This window comes from Micromonospora sp. NPDC001898 (assembly GCF_042891255.1).
GTDB lineage: Bacteria > Actinomycetota > Actinomycetes > Mycobacteriales > Micromonosporaceae > Micromonospora.
Map to the genome: position 1 here is coordinate 367,916 of NZ_JBIATC010000006.1, position 22,177 is coordinate 390,092.

Below are 22,177 nucleotides of genomic sequence, written 5' to 3' on the forward strand. Positions count from 1 at the left end.
TCCGCGGCGATCAGGTCCGAGCTCCGCCGCGGGCTTCCCTACGATAAGGGGCCGCCGGTCGGGGAACGGGACCACCGCCCACCCCGTACCGGCTCAGGAAGCCGCCCGTCCAGAAGGGACGCCACCGATGCCCCAGGTCCAGGCGCCACCCGGTCGTACGGCCACCGGCTCGGCCGACCCGCCCGCGCTGCCGGCGCCGCCCGACCGTGCGGTCGTCCCGGCCGACCGGCGCAGCCGGGGCCGGCTCGGTCCGGTCGTGGTCGGGCAGCTCGTCGTGGCGGAGCTCGGCGCCCTCGCCGTGTACTCCGCCCTCGGCGGCCCCGGCTGGCTGGTCGGGGTCGTCGCCGCCCTCGCGGCGGCGGCGGTCGGCGCCGCCTTCGCCCGACGCGGCGGGCGCTGGTGGTACGAGGACCTGCTGCTGCGCCGCCGGCTACGACGCCGCCGGGAACGGGCCCGGGCGGCGGTGACCGGGGGTGGCCCCGGCGACTCCCTGCTGGTCGCCCTCGCCCCGGAGCTGACGGTGATCGAGTTGACCGAGCGGGGCACCCGGCTCGGTATCGGCCAGGACGGCCAGGGCTGGTTCGCCGCCGTGGCGCTGGACCCGCGCCCCGGAGCGCCCGCCGGCTCCGTCGAGGCTGCGGCGGTGGACCGGGCGCTGGCCGTCCTGGCCGACTTCTCGGCCCCGGTCTCCCTCGCCCAGGTCGTCTCGCACACCCTGGTCTGGTATCCGGCCCCGGGCGGCCCCCCGGCCGCCCACCGCACCGTCTGGGTGGCCGTACGGCTGTCCGTGCGGGACGCCCGGAACGAGGCGGTGACCCGGGGCGGCGGGATGGTGGGCGTGCACCGGACCGTGTCCGCCGGGGTAGGCCGGCTCGGCAAGGCGCTGCACGCCGCCGGCCTGAGCCACCGGGTCCTCGGCCGGGACGAGTTGCGCGCCGCGGTCGTCTCGGCGGCCGGCATGGACCTGGCGCCCGCGCCGCAGGCGGAGACCTGGACCGGGCTGCGCGGCGGCGGTTGGACCCAGCGCTGCCTGGCCCTGCGTGCCCGCTCCGGGGTTCCCTGGGGTGCCCTGGTGGACGCGGTCACCGCGACCTCCGCCCCGTCCCACACGCTCGCCGCCGTGGTCCGCCCCGGCAACCGGCCGAGCCCGCCACTGCTCCGCGTCGCGGCCCCCGCCGACCACGTCGAGGCGCTGGTCAAGGCGGTCCGGGACGTCGCCCGGCGGGGCGCGGTCCGGGCCCGGCCGCTGGACGGCGAGCACGGCCCCGGCGTCTACGCCACCGCCCCGGTCGCCCTGCGCGTCATCGACCACCGCGCCGAGTGAGGCCGTCAGGGGCGGAGGTTGACGATCCAGCCGTACAGGCCGCAGACCCAGGCCGCGAGCGGGACCAGCGAGATGATCAGCAGAATCTCGACGATGTCCAGGAGCCGACCCCAGACCGGCGAGATCCGCTTGCCCGCCACGGTCAGCCCGTAGATCAGGCTGATGACGGCCGCCACGACCAGGCCGCCGAGGACCACGCCGAGCCGGAGGGCCGTGGAGCCGGCGGCGAAGGTGGCCGCCGCCGCCAGGCCGAGCCCGACGGTGCCGGCGAGGAGCACCGGGGCGCGCTGGGCGCGGCCGATGAACGGCCTGGCGCGCAGCAGCGACAGCAGGGCCAGCACCAGGCAGAGCAGCGTAGACGGCAGCCGGCCGTCGAGGGCGAGGACGACCTCCCCGCCCAGCACCAGCAGCGCCACCGTCCACAGCAGGCCGGTGAGGAACTCGTCGGCCCGCTCGCTGAGCCGCAGCACCCGGCGGCCGTCCACGGTCTCGGTGTCGGTCTTCAGGTCGTCCGGGCCGGTCGGGATGGACGGGACGGGCAGCCGGGCCAGCCGGTAGGACGCCATCGGCAGGGCCGGCAGGACGGCGAACGCGACCGTGGCGACCACCGCGGCGGCGGCCGGAGCGCCGACGGAGAACGCCAGGCTCACCACCGCGCCGAGGCCCACCGCCGCGCCGACGGCGGTCGCGCCGAAGAAGAGCGGGAGCCGGTCGCCGACCGCCAGCGCCGCGACCGCACCGAACACCACCACGGCGGTCGCCGCGAGCAGCACGTGCGGGCTGCCCAGCCCGGTCAGGGGCCGGTCACCGGCCAGCACCAGCAGGCCACCGGTCGCGGCGTGCCCGATGCCGGCCAGGGCGAGCACCGAGCCGGTCCGGCTGTCACCGGCAGCCCGGGACAGCACCGCGGCGCTGACCACCAGGGCGACCGCGACCAACAGGGCGGCGATCGCGCCGGGAAGCTGCGGCGGGCCGGCGAACAGCGCCGCCAGTGCCCCCGCGGACAGCGCCGCCGCGGCGAAGAGCACCGAGAACGAGCGGGTGGTGCCCACCTGCCAGCTACCCGGGCGCTGGTTCGTCGCGGTGGCCACCGCGTCCACCACGTCGTCGAAGACGATCTCCGGGGCCGCCGCGGCGCGGGGGGTGAAGTAGAGCACCTCGCCGTCGCGCAGGCCGAGCTGCGCGGCGGTACGGCCACCGTCGAGCGGCTGCCCGCCGAGCCGGGCGAGGCTCCAGCCGCCGTGCCGGACCCCGTCGTCGGCGAGGTCCTCACCGGCGTGCCGGAGCAGGGTCGGCAGCAGGTCGGCCAGCGGCACGTCGGCGGGGAGGGCGAGGTCCATCCGGGTTCGGGGCGCCACGATGGTGATCCGGCTCAGGCCCCCGGTCGCCGTCTTCGTCGCCACTGTGGCCTCCTCGCGCTCGCCTACGCTTCACCCCACCGGGGCGGCGCCGCCCCGTGGGTCCACGACGCCCACGGGAGATTACCTACGATGGCGTCCACGTACGATGCCCACCCGACGGCCCGCGCTCGGTCGTCGTGGCCCCCCGGCCGCACCTCGCGCCGTGCCGGTCGGTGTCCGGGCCGCTTCTGGGGGAGGAGACAGCCGTGAGCACCGTGGTGTTCCGCCGGCTTCCGCGCCAATCGGGGCCCGCCCTGCCGCGTGGTGAGGTGCTGCTGGAGTCCCCGCCCGAGCTCCCCGAACAGACCCCTCGGGGGATGGGGCAGCTACTGATGATCCTGCCGATGGTCTGCGGCGTCGGCGCGATGGCGTTCCTCTACGCCGGCCGGGGCGGCGGCATGATGACGTACGTCGCGGGCGGGCTGTTCGGCGTCTCGATGCTCGGCATGGCGCTCGGCTCGCTGAGCAACGGCGGCAACGACAAGGCCGAGCTGAACGCCGAGCGCCGCGACTACATGCGCTACCTCGCCCAGATGCGCAAGCGCACCCGGCGCGCGGCCGAGCAGCAGCGGGCCGCGATGGCCTGGCGGCACCCGGAGCCCGACGCGCTCTGGTCGATCGCCGCGTCCCGCCGGCTCTGGGAACGGCGGGTCACCGAGGACGACTTCGGCGAGGCCCGGATCGCGGTCGGCCCGCAGCGGCTGGCGGTGGAGATCGTGCCGCCGGAGACCAAGCCGGTGGAGGACCTGGAGCCGATGAGCGCGATCGCGCTGCGCCGGTTCGTCCGGGCCCACTCGACGGTGCCGGGCCTGCCCACCGCGCTGTCCGTGCGGGCGTTCTCCCGGGTGGTGCTGCGCGGCGAGCGGGAGCCCGTGCTCGACCTGGCCCGGGCGGCGCTGGGCCAACTCGTCACCTTCCACGCCCCGGACGACATCGTCGTCGCGGTGGTGGCCGCCCCTGAGCGGCAGCCGGCCTGGGACTGGGTGAAGTGGCTGCCGCACGCCCAGCACCCCGGCCGCAGCGACGCGGCAGGCGCCCGCCGGCTGGTCTTCGCCACCCTCGCCGAGGCCGAGGAGTCCCTCGCCGACGAGCTGGCCGGCCGGCCCCGGTTCTCCCCGGAGGCGAAGCCGCTGACCACCGCGCCGCACGTGGTGGTGCTGATCGACGGCGGCGAGGTCGCCGCAACCTGCCACCTGACCGGCCCGAGCCTGCTCGGCACCACCGTCATCGACCTGTCCGGCGCCGTCCCCCGCGACGCCGGCCGCTGGCTGCTCTGCCTGGATGTCGGCGACGGCGCAGCGCTCGACCTGGTCCGGGGGGCGTCCGTGACGCGGCTGGGCCAGCCGGACCGGCTCACCTCGGCCGCGGCCGAGGGACTGGCCCGGCAGATCGCCCCCTACCGGCTCTCCCAGCAGCAGGCCAGCGCCGAAGAGCCGCTGGCCCGCAGCACGGAGCTGCCCGACCTGCTCGGCATCGGCGACGCCGCCACGGTCGACACGCAGCGGACCTGGCGCCCGCGCAGCCAACGCGACCGGCTGCGCATCCCGCTCGGCGTGGGCCCGGACGGCAACGTCGTCGAGCTGGACTTCAAGGAGTCCGCGCACGAGGGCATGGGCCCGCACGGCCTGGTCATCGGCGCGACCGGCTCCGGCAAGAGCGAGCTGCTCCGTACGGTGGTCGCCGCGCTCGCGGTCACCCACTCGTCGGAGGAGCTGAACTTCGTCCTGGTCGACTTCAAGGGCGGCGCGACGTTCGCCTCGCTCGACGCGCTGCCGCACACCAGCGCGGTGATCACCAACCTCTCCGACGAGCTGCCCCTCGTCGACCGGATGCGCGACGCCCTGGCCGGCGAGATGAACCGCCGCCAGGAGGTGCTGCGCGCCGCCGGCAACTACGTCTCCCGGTTCGAGTACGAGAAGGCGCGGGCCGCCGGTGAGCCGCTGGACCCGATGCCCAGCCTGCTCATCATCTGCGACGAGTTCAGCGAGCTGCTCGCCGCGAAGCCGGACTTCATCGACCTGTTCGTGATGATCGGCCGGCTGGGCCGGTCGCTCGGCGTGCACCTGCTCCTGGCCAGCCAGCGGCTGGAGGAAGGCAAGTTGCGCGGCCTGGACACCCACCTGTCGTACCGGATCGGCCTGCGTACCTTCTCGGCGGTGGAGAGCCGGATCGTGCTCGGCGTGCCGGACGCGTACGAGCTGCCCAGCGCACCGGGCCACGGGTACCTGAAGACCGACACCACCACCATGCTGCGGTTCCGGGCCGCGTACGTGTCCGGGCCGTACCGGGCGCCGGGGGAGCAGAAGTCGTCGCAGGCGCTGGTGCAGCGCCGGATCGTGCCGTACGGCACGGACTTCGTGCCGGTGCGCGCCCCGGAGCTGACGGTGGAGCCGGTGGAGGAGCCGGAGCAGCCGGCAGACGGCAAGGCCGTGGCGATGCTCGACGTGCTGATCGCTCAGCTCGCCGGCCGGGGCCGCCCGGCCCACCAGGTCTGGCTGCCGCCGCTGTCCGAGCCGCCGAGCCTGCTCGACCTGCTCAGCCCGCTCGCCGTCGACAAGACGTACGGCCTGACCACCTCGGGCTGGCAGGGCCGGGGCCGGCTCACCGTCCCGGTCGGCGTGGTCGACCGCCCGTACGAGCAGCGGCGCGACCCGATGATGGTGGAGCTGGCCGGCGCGGGCGGCAACGTGGTCATCGTCGGCGCCTCACTCAGCGGCAAGAGCACCATGCTGCGGTCGATGCTGGCCTCGCTGGCGCTCACCCACACCCCGCGCGAGGCGCAGTTCTTCTGCCTCGACTTCGGCGGCGGCGCGCTGCGCAGCCTGGAGGGGCTGCCGCACGTGGCCGGCGTGGCCGGCCGGCGCGACACCGAGGCGGTCCGCCGGACGGTCGCCGAGGTGGTCGGGATCATCGACGAGCGCGAGCAGCGGTTCGCCCAGCACGGCATCGACTCGGTGGCCGGCTACCGCCGCCGTCGGGCGGCCGGCGAGTTCGCCGACGACCCGTTCGGCGACGTCTTCCTCGTGGTGGACGGCTGGAACACGCTGCGCCAGGAGTATGAGGAGCTGGAGCAGACCATCACGAACCTGGCCAACCGGGGGCTCGGTTTCGGCGTACACGTGGTGGTCACGGCGGTCCGCTGGGCGGAGATCCGGATGAACATGCGGGATCTGCTCGGCACCAAGCTGGAGCTGCGGCTCGGCGATGCGGCCGAGTCCGAGATCGACCGTCGGGCCGCGCAGAACGTCCCGGAGAAGACCCCGGGCCGCGGCCTGACCCGCGACAAGCTGCACTTCATGGCCGCGGTGTCCCGGATCGACGGCCGCCGGGACGTCGACGACCTGACCGAGGCGTCGGTCGCGTTGGCCGGACACGTGGCGCGGGCATGGCCGGGCACGCCGGCCCCGAAGGTCCGGTTGCTGCCGCGTCGGCTGCCGCTGCACGAGCTGGTCCGGGTCGCCGACCGGTCGGCGACCGGCCTGCCGATCGGGGTCAACGAGTCGGCGCTCGCCCCGGTGTACCTGGACCTGGCGAACGAGCCGCACCTGACGGTCTTCGGCGACGCCGAGTGCGGCAAGACCAACCTGCTGCGGGTGATCGCGAAGGGGATCGTCGAGCGGTACACCCCGGCGCAGGCGCGGCTCGTCATCGCCGACTACCGGCGCGGCCTGCTGGGCGCGGTGGAGGGCGAGCACCTGCTCGACTACGCGCCGTCCAACCAGGCCTTCGGCCAGGGGCTCACGTCGATCCGCAGCGCCCTGTCGAACCGGCTGCCCGGACCGGACGTCACCACCGCCCAGCTGCGCGACCGGAGCTGGTGGAAAGGGCCGGACCTCTACATCCTGGTGGACGACTACGACCTGGTCGCCTCCGGCGGAAGCAACCCCCTCAGCGCGTTGCAGGAGCTGCTGCCGCAGGCCCGCGACATCGGCCTGCACCTGATCATCACCCGCCGCGTGGGTGGCGTGGCGCGGGCGCTGTACGAGCCGGTGCTGCAACGCCTCCGCGAGCTGGACTCCCCGGGCCTGCTGATGTCCGGCAACCGGGAGGAGGGGGCGGTCTTCGGCACGTTGCGGCCGAGCCCGCAGCCGCCGGGCCGGGGCACCCTGGTGCGTCGCCGCGACGGTCAGCAGCTGATCCAGACGGCCTGGTCCGAGCCGGCCTAGGGTGGGACGTCGGCTTGCCGTTCCGGTAGCGTCGGGCCGATCGTCGCTTGTGAAGAGAGGACCGTGGTGAGCACTTCGCGGGGTTACGGCGGCGCCGGGGGCGCTATGGAGAACTTGTTGCGCCAGGCGCAGGAGCAGCAGCGTCGGCTGGCCGAGTTCCAGCGGCAGCGCGCCGATCTGCGGGTGACCGGGGAGAGCCCGGACGGCCTGGTCCAGGTCACGGTGAACGGCGAGATGAAGGTCGGTGACATCGAGATCAACGCCCGGGCGATGCGGCTGGACAGCTTCTCCCTCGCAGAGTCGCTTCAGGCCGCCGTCGACGCGGCGTACGCGGCCTTCGGCGAGCGCCAGCAGGAGCTGCTGACCGATATGCTCGGCGGCTCCGAGCTGGTCCGCCAGGCACAGGAGGGCACCCTCGCCCCGGAGGACTGGTTCCGCCAGTTCGGGGTGGACCTGGCCGATCCGTTCCGCGGCGTGCGCCGCTGACCCGGGAGGAGACACGGTGGCTAACAAGGTCGACGTCGACGCGATCCGCAAGGCGGGCACCAAGCTCGCCGCCGCGGACGGCCCGATCCAGTATCTGCGCAACGTGCAGGCACTGCTGGAGAGCGTGAAACTGCCGGGCGGGTCGCTGACCCTCTTCGGTGACACGACCGTGCAGGCCCACAACGCCTCGGTCGACGGTCACCTCGACAACGTGAAGACCGGCATCGCGCACCTGAACAAGGCGGCCGAGCAGCTTGAGCAGACCGCCAGGAACTGGGAGAAGTCGGACCAGCCGTGGGTGGTCAAGTGACCGGCCGGGCGCATGACGGGGGGAACAACTGATGGCGGAGCTCCTGATCGCCAACGCGTCCGGAGCGGTGACCGGCACGCACACGGTCGCCACCACGACGGCGCCGGTGCGGGGGCTGCTCCCCGCGGCCCGGGCCAACTGGGTGTGGCTGGTCGGCGCCGGCGTCCTGGGGGTGATGATCGCCTACCTTGAGACGTTCGACAACGACGAGGTCAACAAGTCCATCAAGGAGTGGGGCGACGCCGCGCGCCTGCTCGGCGGGGACCAGTTCGGCGCTGCGCTGGATCAGGTGCCACCGTCCGAGAGCGAGTGGGACTTCGACGACCGGGACGCTTTCGAGCTCTTCCTCCGGAAGCTCGGGGCGGAGATCAACTCGCTGGCCGAGGCGTTCAGCGCCAACAAGGACACCCTCACCTCCGCCCGGGACGCCTTCAACGACGCCGTGGACGCGCTGGTCGAGGCGCTCATCCCGATCCTGATCGCGGTGATCGCGTCGGTCGCCCTCCAGGCGTTCCCGCCCACCGCGCCCATCGCCGAGGCGATCGGGGTGGCCGGGATGACGGTGAGCGTGGCCATCCTCGCGCTGATCTTCGGGGACATCAGCTCGATGTTCACCGCCGTCATGGCCGGGTTCCAGAGCAACAACCGGTTCGCCTTCGTGTCGGACTCCCGCCCGGGTTGGGCGCCCACCGGCTCGGATCCCGACATCAAGGACATCAAGATCGACTGGGTGCAGGACTCCAAGTTCTACGAGTGACCGAGAGGCGGCGACATGGCCAGAGTGGTCCTGGGGCTCTTCGTGTACTGCCTGGTGACCATCCCGGTCTTCCTCGGGCTGGCCCTGGTCGCCCAACTTGCCCGGGTGACCTGGGCCAAACGGGCCAGCGAGGCGGTGCTCATCACGGGCGTCGCCGCGCTGATCCCGGTGGTGCTGGACCGGGCGTTGGAGAAGCCGGTGCTCTGGGCGGGCGTGGTGCTGCTGGTGGTGCTGTTGGTGGTCGGCGTGGTGATGCACGTGAAGTCGTACACCCGGCCGTCCTGAGGCCGGCTGGTTCCGCGTCCGCCGCATGGTCCGCACCGGCACACGCCGTGGTCCTCACCTGTCCGGGAGCGACGGTAGGAGGCAGGGCTGCGCGGGCTGGACGGAATCGGTTACCGTCTCATCCAGAGTGTCCGTCGGTGGGGTTGGCTGGTTGCCTTGCCGCGGGGGAAGGCGCGGCAGAGTTCCGCCGCCACAACGATGACGGAAGGGTGTGAAGCATGGCGTTCGAGGTCGAAGCATCGACTCTGCATACCGCGGCGAATGACGTGCGGTCCACGCGCAGCGAGGTCGACGGCGAGCTGAAGAAGCTGTTGGGCGTGGTCGACGACCTGGCGATCGCCTGGAAGGGGCAGGCGTCCGGAGGCTTCCAGCAGCTCATGCTGCGTTGGAACGAGGACACCGGGCTGCTGCTGACGGCGATGGACAACATCGCCGACCTGCTTGACAAGTCCGGCACGACGCACCAGGTCAACGACGAAGAGCAGCAGCAGATGCTGGACAAGTTCCACTCTGCTCTGAACCCGTGACCGGCAGCCAGGCGCAGAGGAGGAAATCGTGACGATCAAGGTTGACTACGCTGTCCTCGAGAGCAGCAACCAGCAGATGACGGCCATCGCGCGGACTCTCGACGAGAAGCTCGACACGCTGCGGTCCATGCTGACCAAGCTCCAGTGGGAGGGCGAGGACCGCGCCGCCTACCAGCAGCACCAGGCGCAGTGGGACACCGCCGTCCGGGACATCAACAAGATCCTGAACGAGATCGGCGGCGCCGTCGGCATCGCCCGCGCGAACTACGTCACCACCGAGATGAGCAACTCCAAGGTCTGGAGCTGAGATAGTTACCGGCGCGGCTCCGGTCCGGCTCGACCGGACCGGAGCCGTTCTGCGTGACGGGTCGACGAGGGTCCTGGGGGAGCGATGCGTACGGGGAAGCGCCGCCGGCCGCTGCTGCGGTCCGCCACCGCCGTGCTGGCGCTGGTAACCGCCGCCGGCGCCGGCCTGCTGGCCGGGCCCGCGCCGGCCCGCGCCGCCGACACGGTACGCGGCCTCCAGTGGTACCTCGACACGCTGCGCATCCCCGAGGCGCACAAGCTGACCAAGGGCAAGGGCGTCACGGTCGCCGTGGTCGACGGCGGGGTGCACGCCGCACATCCCGATCTGAAGGGCCAGGTCCTGCGGGGCACCTCCCTCTCGAAGGACGTGCCGGCCGACGGCCGTTCCGACCCGGACCGCGAGAACGGCCACGGCACCAAGATGGCCGGCATCATCGCCGGGCGGGGCGGCGGGTCCATGCACCAGTTGGGCATCGCCCCGGAGGCGAAGATCCTGCCGGTCGCCCTCGGCCTGCCGCGCGACTGGGACATCGCGGGCGGCATCCGCTGGGCCGCCGACCACGGCGCGGACGTGATCAACCTGTCCGTCGGCGTCACCGGCAGCGATCCTCAGGTCACCGAGGCGGTGCGGTACGCGCTCGGCAAGGGCGCGGTGCTGGTGGCCGCCGCCGGCAACCGCCGCACCGACCGGGCCGTGCCGCTGCCCGCCAACATTCCCGGCGTCCTCGCCGTCGGTGCCACCGGGAGGACCGGGTCCCTCTGGAGCGGGTCGGTCACCGGCCCCGAGGTGGGGCTGACGGCGCCCGGTGAGCGGATCATCGGCCCGGTGCCGCCACCGGTCTCGCCGAACGGCTACGGCGTGACCGACGGGACCAGCGACGCGACGGCGGTGGTCTCCGGGATCGCCGCGCTGGTGCGGTCCCGCTATCCCGATCTCGATGCCGCCGACGTGGTGAACCGGCTGGTCCGCACCGCGCGGGACCAGGGCGCCCGAGGTCGCGACCCGGAGTACGGCTTCGGCGCGGTCGACGTGCTGGCCGTGTTGACCCGCTCGGTGCCGAAGGCCGACGCGAACCCGCTGCTGACCGGTGCCTCGCCGACACCCCCGGCAGCCTCGGACGGGGAGGACGGCGACGACCGGCCGGCGATCTCCGTCGGACTGGCCGACAACGCGCCGATCCAGCTCGGGCTTTGCCTGCTCGCGGTGCTCCTCGTGGGCGCGGTGGTCGTGGTGCTGATCGTGGTGAACCGACGGGCGGCGCGGCGCCGCGTACCGCAGGCCCCGGTGGGCGGCCCACCGCCGCCGCCCGGCCAGACGCAGCCGGGCCACGGCCCCCGGCCGTACCAGCAACACCCGCACCAGCCGCGACCACTCGGGCAGCAGGGCCCGCATCCGTACGGGCCAGCGGGCCGGCCGGGCCTGCAGCCGGGTGGCGGGCAGACCGGGGCTCCCCCGGCGGACCCGCAGCCGCGTTGACACCGACACCGTAGACACGGGGCCAGGGGAGGGCATCATGAGCGACGAGGGCAACGATCCGGACCGGGTGAACGTCGATTTCGCCGTCCCGATTCCGGTCAACCCGATGTTCCCCGGGGTGGGCGACATCCGTGGGATGAGCTTCGACCGGATCGGCGTGGACCAGGCCGAGACGCCGTCCGGGCTGGTCGCCGGGAGCGGCGAGAAGGGCGTCGAGACGGAGTGGGACGCCGGCAACATCGACTCGGCCATCATCTGGCTGGAGGCGCACGCCGGCTACCTCCACCGGCTCTCCTACGACATGGTCGACATCAAGGAGAAGCTCGGCGGCGACCAGGCCATGGCGGGCAAGGGGCCGCTCGGCGGCTTCCAGTACGCCAAGCAACTGGCGCAGCAGCACCAGCAGGTGTACACCAGCACGGAAAGCGGGCTGCGCACCCTCTCGGAGAACCTTTACACGGCCGCCGAGGCGCTGCGCACGGTCAAGCAGAACTACGAGACCGCCGAGGGCGCGAACGCCATGACGGCCCAGCAGATGCAGCAGGCCTTCAACGATGCCGCCCGCGGCGGCGGCAGCTAGACCGGGGGTAACGGGACGTGGGGAAGAGCTGGGAGGACATGGCCCGTGAGGTGCTCGTCGAGGGCCGACCGGCCGACGTGCAGAGCGCCGCACTGGGCTGGAAGGAACTGATCAAGAACCTCGACCAGGTCCGGGAGAGCCTTGAGACGAACGTCAAGGACATCGGCGTGGTGTGGAAGGGCCCGGCGTACGAGTCGTTCAAGACGCACATCGAGGGGTTGGCGAAGAGCGCGAAAACCATCGTCGAAGACGTCGACAGCCCCGGCCGGGGCAAGGTCAGCATCGTGACCACCCTGGAGACGGCAGCCAGCCAGCTGGAGCAGGCGCAGAGCAAGATGCCGATTCCGGCGGCCTGTGTCGGTGACGTCATGGCGGCCCGCAACGGCGAGGTCACCCTTGGGGTCGGGCTCTTCGAGACCCGGGTCAAGGCGGACCTGATGGGTAGCTGGCCCGTCGAGCAGCTCGGCAAGCTCGGCGACTGGGTGACCGGCTGGTTCTCCGACCAGGAGGGCGAGGCCCGCAAGGCATACAACGAGGTGAACGACAACTTCAGGGACCGGACGATGGAGGCCCCGACCTCGGTGACCGGGGGCACCCGCACGGATCTCAAGCCGGACGTACCCGATCTGGGGGGTGGCCCGGGCGGCGGCGGTGGCGGCGGCGGTGTGCCGAAGGTCGGCGGGATGCCGGGCACCGGCGGGATCGGCGGTGGTCCCACGGCCGACGTCGGCAAGCTGCCGGAGCTCGGCGGCGGCCCGGACCTCGGGTCGACCGCCCACCCCGACCTGTCCACTCCGGACACCGGCACGGGGAACCTCCCCGACACCGACTACCCGGGCTCCGGCGGGCTGGACGACGGCTACGGCACCGGCCTGGCCGGCGCCGGCGCACCGACCACCACCGGGCTTGGTTCGGGCGGCGGGCTGGGTGGTTCGGGGCTGGGCGGTGGCAGCAGCGCGGGCCTGTCCGGCGGCGGCGTTCCCGGCGGCGGTGCGCTCGGCAAGGCGGTCAGCCCTGGGCTGCCGCCGATGATGGGCGGCGGGGCGGCCGGCGCGGGCGGAAAGGGCGCGGGTGGCCGGCTCGGCGGCGGCAAGGCCGGCATGGGCGGCATGATGTCCCCCGGCATGGGGGGCGGCGCCGGTGGCCGGGGCGCGGGCGGCAAGGCCGCGGCCGGGGCTGGTCGACCGGGCGGCGCGATGGCCGGCCGGGGCGGCATGGTCGGGGCGGGCCACGGCGGCGCCGGCTACGCCGAGGAGGAGCAGCCGCGCAACACCTGGCTGGAGGAAGAGGAGGACGTCTGGGGCGCGGGCGGCGACGGCAGCCCCGGTATCCTTCGCTGACCCCTCGGCCCACGTCCGGGCACGACGGTGCCGGCCCACGCTTCGGTGCCGGCCGGCACCGTCGTGCTCATTGGGACGAGGCGGGGGTGGGCCGGCGTCCCGGGCGCCAGCCGCGTCGCCGGCCCCGGACCAGGATCGGCTTGGCGGCGAGCAGCACGCCGGCCAGCAACGCGCCCACCACGGCCGCCCAGACCGCCACGGACCGTTGCCAGCCCAGCGGGTCCCGGGGCGGGTCCGGCGCGGCCAGCGCCCCCGGCGGCGGGTCGGTGCGCGTGCCGAGCAGGCTGGTGACCGCCCGGTACGGGTTCACCACCCCGTACCCGACCTGGGCGTTGTGCCCGTCCGGCGGGTTGTCCGCCGTGCGGGTGAGCCGTGCTGCGACCTGTTCCGGGGCGAGACCGGGGTACGCGGCGCGGACCAGCGCGGCTGCGCCGGAGACGTACGCGGCGGCGAAGCTGGTGCCGCCCTGCGGCTCGGCGAGGTACCCCTGCCCCCGGGGCGCCGGGCCGAGGATGTTCAGCCCTGGCGCGGCGATGTCCACGTAGTCGCCGGTGACCGAGCTGCCGACGTGGCCGCCCTGCTCGTCGACCCCGGCGACGGCGATGACCCCCGGGTACGCGGCCGGGTACGCGGGCAGGTTCTGCTGCTGCTCCTGCCGGTTGCCGGCGGCGGCCACCACGACGACCTTGTTGTCCAGCGCGTACTCGACGGCGGCGGCCAGCTCCGGGCGGGGCAGCGTGACCAGCGACAGGTTGATCACGTCGGCACCCTGGTCGACGGCCCAGCGGATGGCCTGGGCGATCTGCGCCGGCAGGTTCTCGTCGTTGGTGCGCTTGGTGTCGGGCAGCACGCGTACGGGCAGGATGCGGGCGGCCGGGGCGATGCCGGTGAACGGCGAGCCGGTGCCCTCCCGGCCGGCGATGATGCCGGCGACCATGGTGCCGTGCCCGGCCTCGTCGCACTGGCCCTCGCGCGAGGGCAGGTCGTTGAAGTCCCGCCCGGGGCGCACCTGCCCGCGCAGCAGCGGGTGGGTGGCCGAGACGCCGGAGTCGATGACCGCCACGGTGACGCGTTCGCCGCGGGTGATCCGCCACGCCGCGGCCGGGTCCAACCGGGACAGTGCCCAGGGGGTCTCGGTGGGTGCGGGGTTTCCGCTCGGCCCGCACGCCGGGGCGGCCGAGGCCGGCACGGGAGGTGGGACAGCGATGCCGATCAGCGCCGCCGCGAGTCCACACAGGAGCGCGGACCGCGCCCGCCCGGTACGCCCGTTCACTGCCATCCCCCTGGCCGGGTAGCTCCCGCGCACCGGCAGAGAGTACCGCCGCGCCGCCCCGGGCGGGGACACGGGCCTCTGGCGGCTCAGGAGCCGGCGGCCTCTCCGGTCTGCTCCCCGGTGAAGAGGGCGAGCAGGTCGCCGACCTGACGGTCCGACTCGGCCGGGTGGCGGAAGTGGCCGCTCGGGTTGACCGTGTACTCGTTGCGCCGGCCCACCCGGGTACGCCGGAGGTAACCGCCGACCTCCAGGTCCGCCACGATCGCCTGTGCGGCCCGCTCCGTGACGCCCACCTCGTCCGCGACGTCGCGCAGCCGGGCGGTCGGGTTCCGGGCGATGGCGAGCAGCACGTGCGCGTGGTTGGTGAGGAACGTCCAGTTCCGGGTGCTCCCGTTCGCGCCAGCCGTCGTCGTCATATCCGACATGCTATGGCGAGGCCGCCCCGCGTACTCCCCTGGGCGGCCGGCTGCCCCTGCGGTCCCGCCCGGATCGGGGCGCGGGTGCCGCTACTGCCGCCTCGGGCACGCGCGCAAGAGCTTCTCAACGTATGAAATGCGTATCACGTAACGCTTGACGTACCTTTAGCTGCGTGTGACGGTGGAGGAACTGGTCGTGCGGCCGAAGGGCAAGGTGGTGGGGCATGAATCATCTGAGCATGTCGATGACTCAGGTGGGGTTGGGGCGGGTTGACCCGTCGCCGACCGCTCTCCCGGGCGATCTCGGCCCGCTCGCTCCGGGCCAGGCCCTCGCGGAGTTGCACGCCGGAAACCACCGGTTCGTCACCGGGGTGCCGCGCCATCCGAACCAGGACGCCGGCCACCGGGCGGCCGTCGCCGACGGCCAGCACCCGTTCGCGGTGATCGTCGGCTGCTCCGACTCCCGGCTGGCCGCCGAGATCATCTTCGACCGAGGGCTGGGCGACCTCTTCGTGGTCCGCACCGCCGGGCACACCGTCGGCCCCGAGGTGCTGGGCAGCGTGGAGTACGCGGTGACCGTGCTGGGCACCCCGCTGGTGGTGGTGCTCGGCCACGACTCCTGCGGCGCCGTGCAGGCGGCCCGGGCGGCGGCCAGCACCGGAACCGCGCCCGTCGGCCACCTGCGGGCCGTGGTGGACGCCGTGGTGCCCAGTCTTCGCCGGGCCGCCGAGCGCGGGGTCGAGGACATCAACGGGATCGTCGACATCCACATCGCGCAGACCGTCGAGGCGATGCTCGCCGACTCGTTCGTGCTGGCCGCCGAGGTCACCGCCGGGAGGTGCGCGGTGGTCGGGATGTCGTACCGGCTCAGCGCGGGCGGGGTGCGGACGGTGGCAGCGGTGCCCGCCGGCTTCGCCCCGGCCGTCGCCGTGGCCCCGGCCGTCCCCTCCGCCGCGGCCCCGGCCGCCCAGGACGCGCCCACCCCACCCCCGGGAGTCACGCCGGCCAATCCGGCAGCCCCGGCCGCCGCCTGAGACGCTCGTAGGGCCACGACACGGCGAGGGCCGCCCCCGCGGGTGTGCGGGACGGCCCTCGGTCGCGTGGCGGCGGCGTCAGAGCAGCGACATGTGCACGTGGTCGGTGTGGTCGGAGGGCCCGCTGTAGGACTTCCAACCGGTCGCCGGGAACCATATCTGCCGGTTCCAGATGACGTAGTAGATGCCGAGCCGGTCGGCGTTGCGGATGAGGAACGCGGCGAGGTTGTTGCCGTACATCCGGGTGTCGTTGTTGTGCCAGGGGGAGAAACCGCTGTTCTGTAGCGACCAGTCGCAGGCCCGGCCCTTGGGGTGCTCCCACGGCCCGCCCGGGCGGTAGCAGCCGACGAACCGGTGGAAACCGGCCCTCTTGGTCTCCTTGTACGCGTGCAGCGTCCGGGGGGTGATCGTGCCGGAGGTGGTCGGGTCGTTCTCGGTGCGCGACTCGGGCCGCCACTCACCGTCCCCGGTCCGGCCCGGCGCCATCCGCGCGACCGGGGAGGTGGCGTCGACCAGGCCGCCGGTGAAGCCCTTGCCACCGACCAGTGCGAGGGATTTCTCGGCGTCGTGCTGCTTCTTCGCCATGATCGCGGTCTGCTTCTGCTGCTCGCGGATCTCGGCGTCGACCGCGAGCTTGGCCTGCTCCGCGTGCTTCTTGGCGTCGTTGACCTCGCCCAGCTTCCGAGCGTTGATCATATTGAGCTGGTCGAGGGCGGTGGCGCGCTCGACGAACGAGTCCGGGGCGCCGCTCTCCAGCAGCATCGCCATCGCGCCGATCCGCCCGGTCCGGTACGACTGGGCGGCCATCTCGCTGATCTGCGGGGCGAGCGCGTCCAACTCCTGTTCGGCCCGCTTCACCTCCAGAGCGAGCTGGAGCTGGCGCTTCTTGGACTTGTCGAGCTTCGACTGGGCCTGGGTGTAGTCCCGGTTGGCGGCCTCGATGACGTCGGTGATCAGCTTGGGCTCGTCGTCCTCCTCGTGCCCCGAGGGTTTGGGGGTGGAGGGCGCGGCGAACGCCGGGGCGGCCGGCCCGGCGAGGATCGCCAGCGCGGCGAACACGGCCGCCACGGGTGCCAGCCAGCGGCGCAGGGGTGCCGTCACAGTTTTCCCTTCCATCGACCGCCGGCCGGGTTAGCTGACGGGTTCGGGGCGGAAGTGGCCCCTACCGCTGTCGCGGATTCACCCCAGGTACCTGGATCCCCGGCTCGCCTCGCGGCGATTGGGCGGCGGCACCGCAGGCGCCGCTGCGCGCCTTCGGCGGTGACCGGCAGCGAGGTTACCCGACAGCCCTCGTGGGGATCTACGTCCGGATGCCGACTAAAAGCGTTATTTTGCAATTGCTTTCGGTAGTCAGTGACGCGATTCTCACCCGTGACACCACTCTCGGTCGCGCTGTGAAGTGTCACCATGTGCTGTCCGTGCTCCCTTCTCGGCCGGCCCACCGGGCCGGGGAATCGGTGGGGCGGGCCGGCCCGCCGGGAAACCGGTCGTCGGGCCGCCCACCGCTGAGCGCCTCCAGCGCGAGGTCCGGCTCCGCCGGGTGCCGGGCTGCGCCGGGGGTACGCGAGGCAGGCACGTCCCCGTCGCCGCCCGGCCGGCCGGGCCCGGTCGCTGCGGCCCGACCCGCTGCGGTGACCACTGCGGCCAGCCCGGTCGTCAGCGGTACGGCGGCGATCAGGCCCAGTGTGGCGACGGCGCTGCGGACGATCTCCTGCGCCATGAACTCGGTGGTCAGGATCTCGGTCACCGGGCGGGAGTCGGCGGTGAGCAGGAGCAGCAGCGGCAGCGACGCGCCCGCGTACGCCAGCACGATGGTGTTCACCGTGGACGCGACGTGTGCCCGGCCGACCCGGGTGGCCGCCCGGTAGAGCTGCAACCGGGACAGCCCCGGGTTGGCGTTCGCCAACTCGGTCACCGTGGCAGCCTGGGTGACCGTGACGTCGTCGAGCACCCCGAGCGAGCCGATGATGATGCCGGCCAGCAGCAGGCCGTGCAGGTCCACGTCGCCCCGGAACATCGACAGGGTGGTGGCGTCCTCGCTGCCGTGGCCGGTGAGGTGGGTGGCGGCGGCGGCCAGGGTGCCGAGGACGCCGGTGAGCACCAGGCTGCCCAGGGTGCCGAGGACGGCGACGGAGGTCTGCGCGCTCACCCCGTGGGTGAGGTACAACACCACGAACATGATCAACGCCGAGCCGACGATGGCGATCAGCAGCGGTGACCCGCCGGCGCCGATCCCGGGCAGCACGAACGTCAGCAGGATGGCGAAACTGGCGGCCAGGCCGGCCAGGGCGGCCAGCCCTCGCCAACGGCCGAAGGCGACGATCGCCAGCGCGAACACCACCGCCAGCCACACCAGCGGGGTGCCACGCTGGTGCTCGGCGATGCTGTAGGCGCTCGTCGACGGGTCGGCCGGGTCGGTCAGTTCGACCAGGACGATCCGGTCGTCGACGGCGACGGTGGGCGCGCCGGGGCCGGTCGGGACCGGCGTCCCGACCTGCTGTCCCGCGTCCGGCCCCTGCTCCACCCGGACGGTGACCGTGCCGCACGGGCCGTCCTGCGCGCCCGGCCCAGCCTCGCCCTCCGGCGTCTCCGGCTGCGGCGGGCACGCCTCGGTGACCACCCGGGTCACCGTGCCGTGGTACCGGGGCACCGCCGGGCTGCCGTCGACCTGCGGGCCCCCGTCGCGGGGCCAGAGGGCGACTGCCGCGATCACGGTGATCACGAAGAGCGGCACCACGGTCGCGACGAGGACCCGCCGTACCCCGGGAGGGGCGGGCGGGGCCGGTCGGGTGTGGTCGGCACCCATCGACGGTCTCCAAACGGTGTGTCAGCGCGGGGTGCGGCCCGGTGGACCGGGCGGTTCAGCGTTCCCGTCGTCCGGCCCGACCCGTCGGGTCGGACTCGCCGGCGAGAAGGTTCCCCCGGTGTCCGTGGCGTCACGCACGGACAACGCGGGGCGGGGCGGTGCGGCGGCCCGGCACCGGCCGCCGGGTCGGTGCCGCCCGGCGGCGGGGTGCGCGGGCGGTCGGTGCGGAATCCGGACGACCATCGCCCGAAATGGTAGCCATCCCCACCTGGGGAACGCAGATCGCGTGCCCGATCGGCCCGCCGGACATGTCCCGACTGACCTCCGGGTCGATCGGCCCGCCCGGGTGCGGGGGCCGGTAGCCGCACCGGCCGGGACCGGTGGGCGGCGGTGCGACCGCTCGTGGCGTGTTCGGCCCGGGCGTTCGGCCGGACCGGCTAGCGTGGACCGGGTGCGGACGGCGACGGTGCTGACTGCCGGGCGGTGGGCCCGGCTCACGCTGATGATCTGCACCCTGGTCGGGCTGGCCGCGATGCACACTCTCGGCCACGGCGCGCACGGCGGCGGTGGCCACGGCGGTCACGACCGGGCCGGGTCTCCCGACGCACACCCGGCCGCCTCCTACCGCGCCACCACGACGGGCGGCGCTTCCGCCATGACCGCCATGACGGGCGCTGCCCTTCCGGTGGCCATCGGCGCGGCCCTCCACGCGGCCGGCGCTGCCTTCCATCCGGCCGGCGCGACCGGCGCTGCCCTTCCCGTTGTCGACGCTGGGGCGGGCGCCGTGCTCCGCGCCGGCGTGACGCGGGTGGGCGCGATGCGGGTGTTGCCCGGGGGGTGTCCGGTGGCGGGGTGCCCGTCCGCGCGGCTGGTGCCCGCCGGCGATCCCGGTGCCGGCCCGCCCGGCTGGAGCATCTGCCTGGCGGTGCTCGGCGCGCTCGCGGTGGCGCTGTTCGTGGCCGTGCTCCTGCTCAGCGGGGTGCGGTCGGTCGGCCCGTCCGCCCGTCGGCACGCCGGGCCGCCCGCCGGTCCGCGCGCCCCACCGCCCCGGCCGATCGGCCTGTGGCTGGCCGAGATCTCGGTGTCGCGTACGTAGGACGCCTCGACGCGGGCGCCCGGCCCCTGCTGCCGGCGACCCGTGTCCCCGTCCTGCCCGCGTACGCACTCGACATCGAAGGATCCAGACCGTGACCACTCGTACGATCGCGCGCCGCGCCGCCCTGGCCGGCGGGGCGCTCATCGCAGCCCTGGCCCTGAGCGCCTGCGGCTCCGCCGACCACACCTCCTCCGGCCACGACACGCCGCCCGCCGCGACCAGCGGCGCACCGGCGAGCGGGTCGGCCACGTTCGGCGACGCCGACGTGATGTTCGCCCAGATGATGATCCCGCACCATCGGCAGGCGGTGGAGATGGCCGAGTTGGCCGGCTCCCGGGCCGCCGACGCCGAGGTCAAGCGCCTCGCCGTTCAGATCAAGGGTGCCCAGGGGCCGGAGATCGCGACCATGACGGGCTGGCTCACCGGGTGGGGCCGTCCCGTCCCGTCGGACGGGCCCGGGCACGGGATGCCGGGGATGGACCACGGCATGCCCGGAATGATGTCCGACGCGGACATGACCAGGCTGGCGGGCGCGACCGGCCCGGAGTTCGACCGGCAGTTCCTGACCATGATGATCGCCCACCATGAGGGTGCGATCACCATGGCGAAGGAGGAGCTGGCGAAGGGCACGCACGCCGAGGCCAAGGCGATGGCCCAGGGGATCGTCACCGCCCAGCAGGGCGAGATCGACGCCATGAACAAGATCCTCGCCAGGCTCTGAAGCCGGGGGCCTTGTGATGGGGGCGGGTCTCTCCGGCCCGCCCCCGGTCCCGGGCGGCGAGCCAAAGGCCGGTCCTGGCCACGGGACTGGGTCGGGCCCCGCGGCGGAAAACGGGAACGGGCGGCGCGGGCGGCGGCGGGCGCGGTCAGCCGCGCTTCATGAGGCGGCCGACGGCGGCCATCATCTCGGTGGCCATCTCGTCGGCCCGGCCCTCGGCCGCGCCCTCGTGCATGCAGTGCCGGGCGTGCCCGTCGAGCAGGCCGAGGGCGACCTTTTCGAGGGCGGCCTGGATCGCGGAGATCTGGGTGAGCACGTCGATGCAGTAGCGGTCCTCGTCGACCATCTTCTCGATGCCGCGGACCTGGCCCTCCACGCGGCGGAGCCGCGCGAGCAACTGGTCCTTGCTGGCGGTGTACCCCCGGGTCGGGGTGGGCGTCGGTGCGGTCATGGCATCGAGGATAACCTACCCCCAGGGGGTATGCTACGGTTCTTTGCGGCAGCGATACCCCCCACGGGTATCGGGATGGCCGGAGATGGCTGTGGTCCGCCTCACGATTACCCCCCGGGGGTATGGTGGGCCAGGAGAGGGGAATCGCGATGATCACCACGACATACCAGGTGCAGGGGATGACCTGCGGGCACTGCGCCACCTCGGTCAGCACCGAGATCGGCGCGATCGAGGGCGTCAGCGACGTCCAGGTGGAACTGGTCGCCGGCCGGGTCACCGTCACCAGCGAGGGCCCGCTGGACACCGACACCGTGCGCGCCGCCGTCGACGAGGCCGGTTACGACCTCGTCGGCGCGTGACGCCGCCCGCACAGAACCGAGGTACCCGATGAACACGGCGACGAAGCTGAGCGGTTTCGCCCTCGGCCTCGCGGCGGTGTTCGGCGCGGCGTACGGGGTCGGCCGGGTGGCCGGCCCCGTCGCCCCGGCCGCCGAAACCCGCCACGACGCCGGTGACCCCGCCCACGGCAGCGCCGCGCAGCCCTCCGGCGACGCGCGCTCCTCCACCGACGACGCCGCAGCCCACCTGCCCGGCGGGCTGCTCGTCTCCGACCGGGGCTGGACCCTGGCCCCAGTGGCCGCGCCGGCCGGCGAGTTCGCCTTCCGGATCACCGGCGCCGACGGCGCACCCGTCACCCGTTACGACGTCGCGCACGACAAGCGGATGCACCTGATCGTCGCGCGGCGGGACCTCTCCGGCTTCCGGCACGTCCACCCGGAGCTGGCTCCGGACGGCACCTGGCGTGTTGCCTCCCCGCTCGGCGGCCCGGGCGTCTGGCGCGCGTTCGCGGACTTCACCCCCACCGGTGGCCCGGCGCTGACCCTCGGCGTCGACGTCACGGTGCCCGGCCCGGTCGACACCCGGCCGCTGCCCGCCCCGGCGAGCAGCGCCACGGCCGACGGCTACACCGTCACCCTGGCCGGCTCGCCGCAGCCGGGCCGCGCCACCGAGCTGACCCTGACCGTGAGCCGGGACGGCACGCCCGTCACCGACCTGCAGCCCTACCTCGGCGCGTACGGGCACCTGGTGGCGCTGCGCCAGGGGGACCTGGCGTACCTGCACGTGCATCCCGAGGGCGCGCCCGGGGACGGGCGGACCCCGGCCGGGCCGGCGGTGACGTTCTCCGCGGAGTTCCCCTCGGCCGGTGCGTACCGGCTCTACCTCGACTTCCGGCACGGCGAGGCGGTGCACACGGCCGAGTTCACGGTCGTTGTGGGTGCCCCCGGCGTGCCCGGCGGCACGGCGACGAGCACGCCGGCCGCCACCACCAGCCCGACCGCCACCGCCCCGACCGCCACCGGCACCCCGAGCGTCGGTGCCGGGCACGGGGTCCCCGGGCACGGGCACGACTCACAGGAGGGCTGA

At 73.9% G+C, this 22,177-nt stretch carries 22 protein-coding genes and 1 riboswitch; of the genes, 16 read left to right on the forward strand and 6 right to left on the reverse strand.

The window, feature by feature from the left end; genetic code table 11:
* The first annotated feature begins 127 nt into the window (after positions 1-127).
* Positions 128-1,324, forward strand: a complete 1,197-nt coding sequence (locus ACFYZF_RS17215) for a type VII secretion protein EccE (protein WP_387021333.1) — start codon at positions 128-130, stop codon at positions 1,322-1,324.
* 5 nt (positions 1,325-1,329) lie between these two features.
* Here the strand turns inward: ACFYZF_RS17215 and eccD are convergent, their stop codons facing one another.
* Positions 1,330-2,727 (reverse strand): type VII secretion integral membrane protein EccD, encoded by a 1,398-nt coding sequence (gene eccD / locus ACFYZF_RS17220; RefSeq protein ID WP_387021336.1) that lies wholly within the window; start codon positions 2,725-2,727, stop codon positions 1,330-1,332.
* A 203-nt stretch (positions 2,728-2,930) separates the two neighbouring features.
* Here eccD and eccCa point away from each other — a divergent pair, with 203 nt between their 5' ends.
* From eccCa to ACFYZF_RS17270, 10 genes are all read left to right on the forward strand, one after another.
* Entirely contained in the window at positions 2,931-6,890 is a 3,960-nt protein-coding gene (gene eccCa, locus ACFYZF_RS17225) for a type VII secretion protein EccCa (RefSeq protein WP_387021339.1), read from the forward strand.
* Positions 6,891-6,995: 105 nt separating this feature from the next.
* Positions 6,996-7,376, forward strand: a complete 381-nt coding sequence (locus tag ACFYZF_RS17230; RefSeq protein WP_387021342.1) for a YbaB/EbfC family nucleoid-associated protein — start codon at positions 6,996-6,998, stop codon at positions 7,374-7,376.
* Positions 7,377-7,392: 16 nt separating this feature from the next.
* Complete coding sequence (locus ACFYZF_RS17235) at positions 7,393-7,686, forward strand: hypothetical protein (RefSeq protein ID WP_387021345.1); 294 nt, start codon at positions 7,393-7,395, stop codon at positions 7,684-7,686.
* 31 nt (positions 7,687-7,717) lie between these two features.
* Positions 7,718-8,443: a hypothetical protein gene (locus tag ACFYZF_RS17240; RefSeq protein ID WP_387021348.1), complete on the forward strand. Its 726-nt coding sequence runs from the start codon at positions 7,718-7,720 to the stop codon at positions 8,441-8,443.
* 15 nt (positions 8,444-8,458) lie between these two features.
* Positions 8,459-8,728 (forward strand): hypothetical protein, encoded by a 270-nt coding sequence (locus ACFYZF_RS17245; RefSeq protein ID WP_387021351.1) that lies wholly within the window; start codon positions 8,459-8,461, stop codon positions 8,726-8,728.
* Between the two features lie 218 nt (positions 8,729-8,946).
* Positions 8,947-9,255, forward strand: coding sequence for a WXG100 family type VII secretion target (locus tag ACFYZF_RS17250; protein ID WP_387021354.1), 309 nt, complete (start codon positions 8,947-8,949; stop codon positions 9,253-9,255).
* A gap of 28 nt (positions 9,256-9,283) precedes the next feature.
* Positions 9,284-9,562, forward strand: coding sequence for a WXG100 family type VII secretion target (locus ACFYZF_RS17255; RefSeq protein WP_387021357.1), 279 nt, complete (start codon positions 9,284-9,286; stop codon positions 9,560-9,562).
* 84 nt (positions 9,563-9,646) lie between these two features.
* Positions 9,647-11,038, forward strand: coding sequence for a S8 family serine peptidase (locus tag ACFYZF_RS17260; RefSeq protein WP_387021360.1), 1,392 nt, complete (start codon positions 9,647-9,649; stop codon positions 11,036-11,038).
* Positions 11,039-11,075: 37 nt separating this feature from the next.
* Positions 11,076-11,618: a hypothetical protein gene (locus ACFYZF_RS17265; protein WP_387021363.1), complete on the forward strand. Its 543-nt coding sequence runs from the start codon at positions 11,076-11,078 to the stop codon at positions 11,616-11,618.
* Positions 11,619-11,635: 17 nt separating this feature from the next.
* The gene (locus tag ACFYZF_RS17270; protein WP_387021366.1) at positions 11,636-12,958 is read left to right on the forward strand and encodes a WXG100 family type VII secretion target; all 1,323 of its coding nucleotides are present in this window, start codon (positions 11,636-11,638) and stop codon (positions 12,956-12,958) included.
* A 67-nt stretch (positions 12,959-13,025) separates the two neighbouring features.
* Here the strand turns inward: ACFYZF_RS17270 and mycP are convergent, their stop codons facing one another.
* Positions 13,026-14,264, reverse strand: a complete 1,239-nt coding sequence (gene mycP, locus ACFYZF_RS17275) for a type VII secretion-associated serine protease mycosin (RefSeq protein WP_387021369.1) — start codon at positions 14,262-14,264, stop codon at positions 13,026-13,028.
* Between the two features lie 53 nt (positions 14,265-14,317).
* On the reverse strand, positions 14,318-14,656 hold the full coding sequence (locus ACFYZF_RS17280; protein ID WP_387021371.1) for a helix-turn-helix transcriptional regulator: 339 nt from the start codon (positions 14,654-14,656) through the stop codon (positions 14,318-14,320).
* A 236-nt stretch (positions 14,657-14,892) separates the two neighbouring features.
* Here ACFYZF_RS17280 and ACFYZF_RS17285 point away from each other — a divergent pair, with 236 nt between their 5' ends.
* On the forward strand, positions 14,893-15,681 hold the full coding sequence (locus tag ACFYZF_RS17285; protein WP_387021592.1) for a carbonic anhydrase: 789 nt from the start codon (positions 14,893-14,895) through the stop codon (positions 15,679-15,681).
* 78 nt (positions 15,682-15,759) lie between these two features.
* On the opposite strand, the gene ACFYZF_RS17290 is transcribed toward ACFYZF_RS17285, so the two are convergent.
* Both ACFYZF_RS17290 and ACFYZF_RS17295 read right to left on the reverse strand, forming a co-directional pair.
* Entirely contained in the window at positions 15,760-16,782 is a 1,023-nt protein-coding gene (locus ACFYZF_RS17290; protein WP_387021374.1) for a coiled-coil domain-containing protein, read from the reverse strand.
* A gap of 3 nt (positions 16,783-16,785) precedes the next feature.
* Positions 16,786-16,917: riboswitch (cyclic di-AMP (ydaO/yuaA leader) on the reverse strand.
* A 166-nt stretch (positions 16,918-17,083) separates the two neighbouring features.
* A complete protein-coding gene (locus ACFYZF_RS17295; RefSeq protein WP_387021377.1) occupies positions 17,084-18,487 on the reverse strand; it encodes a YibE/F family protein in 1,404 nt (467 codons plus the stop codon).
* A 451-nt stretch (positions 18,488-18,938) separates the two neighbouring features.
* Between ACFYZF_RS17295 and ACFYZF_RS17300 the strand changes: the two genes are divergently transcribed.
* Complete coding sequence (locus ACFYZF_RS17300; RefSeq protein ID WP_387021379.1) at positions 18,939-19,583, forward strand: hypothetical protein; 645 nt, start codon at positions 18,939-18,941, stop codon at positions 19,581-19,583.
* Between the two features lie 91 nt (positions 19,584-19,674).
* Positions 19,675-20,304, forward strand: coding sequence for a DUF305 domain-containing protein (locus ACFYZF_RS17305; RefSeq protein ID WP_387021382.1), 630 nt, complete (start codon positions 19,675-19,677; stop codon positions 20,302-20,304).
* 145 nt (positions 20,305-20,449) lie between these two features.
* Here ACFYZF_RS17305 and ACFYZF_RS17310 read toward each other — a convergent pair whose 3' ends face one another.
* Positions 20,450-20,752 (reverse strand): metal-sensitive transcriptional regulator, encoded by a 303-nt coding sequence (locus ACFYZF_RS17310; protein WP_387021383.1) that lies wholly within the window; start codon positions 20,750-20,752, stop codon positions 20,450-20,452.
* A 149-nt stretch (positions 20,753-20,901) separates the two neighbouring features.
* Here ACFYZF_RS17310 and ACFYZF_RS17315 point away from each other — a divergent pair, with 149 nt between their 5' ends.
* Positions 20,902-21,111 carry a heavy-metal-associated domain-containing protein gene (locus ACFYZF_RS17315; protein WP_387021386.1) on the forward strand — a complete coding sequence of 70 codons (210 nt, stop codon included), beginning with the start codon at positions 20,902-20,904 and terminating at the stop codon, positions 21,109-21,111.
* A gap of 28 nt (positions 21,112-21,139) precedes the next feature.
* Positions 21,140-22,177: a hypothetical protein gene (locus tag ACFYZF_RS17320; RefSeq protein ID WP_387021389.1), complete on the forward strand. Its 1,038-nt coding sequence runs from the start codon at positions 21,140-21,142 to the stop codon at positions 22,175-22,177.

What these genes read in the sequence shown, in the direction of transcription:
- ACFYZF_RS17250 (WP_387021354.1), top strand. Translation starts at nt 8,947, where the DNA reads ATGGCGTTCGAGGTCGAAGCATCGACTCTGCATACCGCGGCGAATGAC.
- ACFYZF_RS17245 (WP_387021351.1), top strand. Translation starts at nt 8,459, where the DNA reads ATGGCCAGAGTGGTCCTGGGGCTCTTCGTGTACTGCCTGGTGACCATC.
- ACFYZF_RS17310 (WP_387021383.1), bottom strand. Translation starts at nt 20,752, where the DNA reads ATGACCGCACCGACGCCCACCCCGACCCGGGGGTACACCGCCAGCAAG.
- ACFYZF_RS17230 (WP_387021342.1), top strand. Translation starts at nt 6,996, where the DNA reads ATGGAGAACTTGTTGCGCCAGGCGCAGGAGCAGCAGCGTCGGCTGGCC.
- ACFYZF_RS17215 (WP_387021333.1), top strand. Translation starts at nt 128, where the DNA reads ATGCCCCAGGTCCAGGCGCCACCCGGTCGTACGGCCACCGGCTCGGCC.
- ACFYZF_RS17265 (WP_387021363.1), top strand. Translation starts at nt 11,076, where the DNA reads ATGAGCGACGAGGGCAACGATCCGGACCGGGTGAACGTCGATTTCGCC.
- ACFYZF_RS17260 (WP_387021360.1), top strand. Translation starts at nt 9,647, where the DNA reads ATGCGTACGGGGAAGCGCCGCCGGCCGCTGCTGCGGTCCGCCACCGCC.
- ACFYZF_RS17320 (WP_387021389.1), top strand. Translation starts at nt 21,140, where the DNA reads ATGAACACGGCGACGAAGCTGAGCGGTTTCGCCCTCGGCCTCGCGGCG.
- ACFYZF_RS17240 (WP_387021348.1), top strand. Translation starts at nt 7,718, where the DNA reads ATGGCGGAGCTCCTGATCGCCAACGCGTCCGGAGCGGTGACCGGCACG.
- ACFYZF_RS17285 (WP_387021592.1), top strand. Translation starts at nt 14,893, where the DNA reads ATGACTCAGGTGGGGTTGGGGCGGGTTGACCCGTCGCCGACCGCTCTC.
- ACFYZF_RS17280 (WP_387021371.1), bottom strand. Translation starts at nt 14,656, where the DNA reads ATGTCGGATATGACGACGACGGCTGGCGCGAACGGGAGCACCCGGAAC.
- ACFYZF_RS17315 (WP_387021386.1), top strand. Translation starts at nt 20,902, where the DNA reads ATGATCACCACGACATACCAGGTGCAGGGGATGACCTGCGGGCACTGC.
- ACFYZF_RS17295 (WP_387021377.1), bottom strand. Translation starts at nt 18,487, where the DNA reads ATGGGTGCCGACCACACCCGACCGGCCCCGCCCGCCCCTCCCGGGGTA.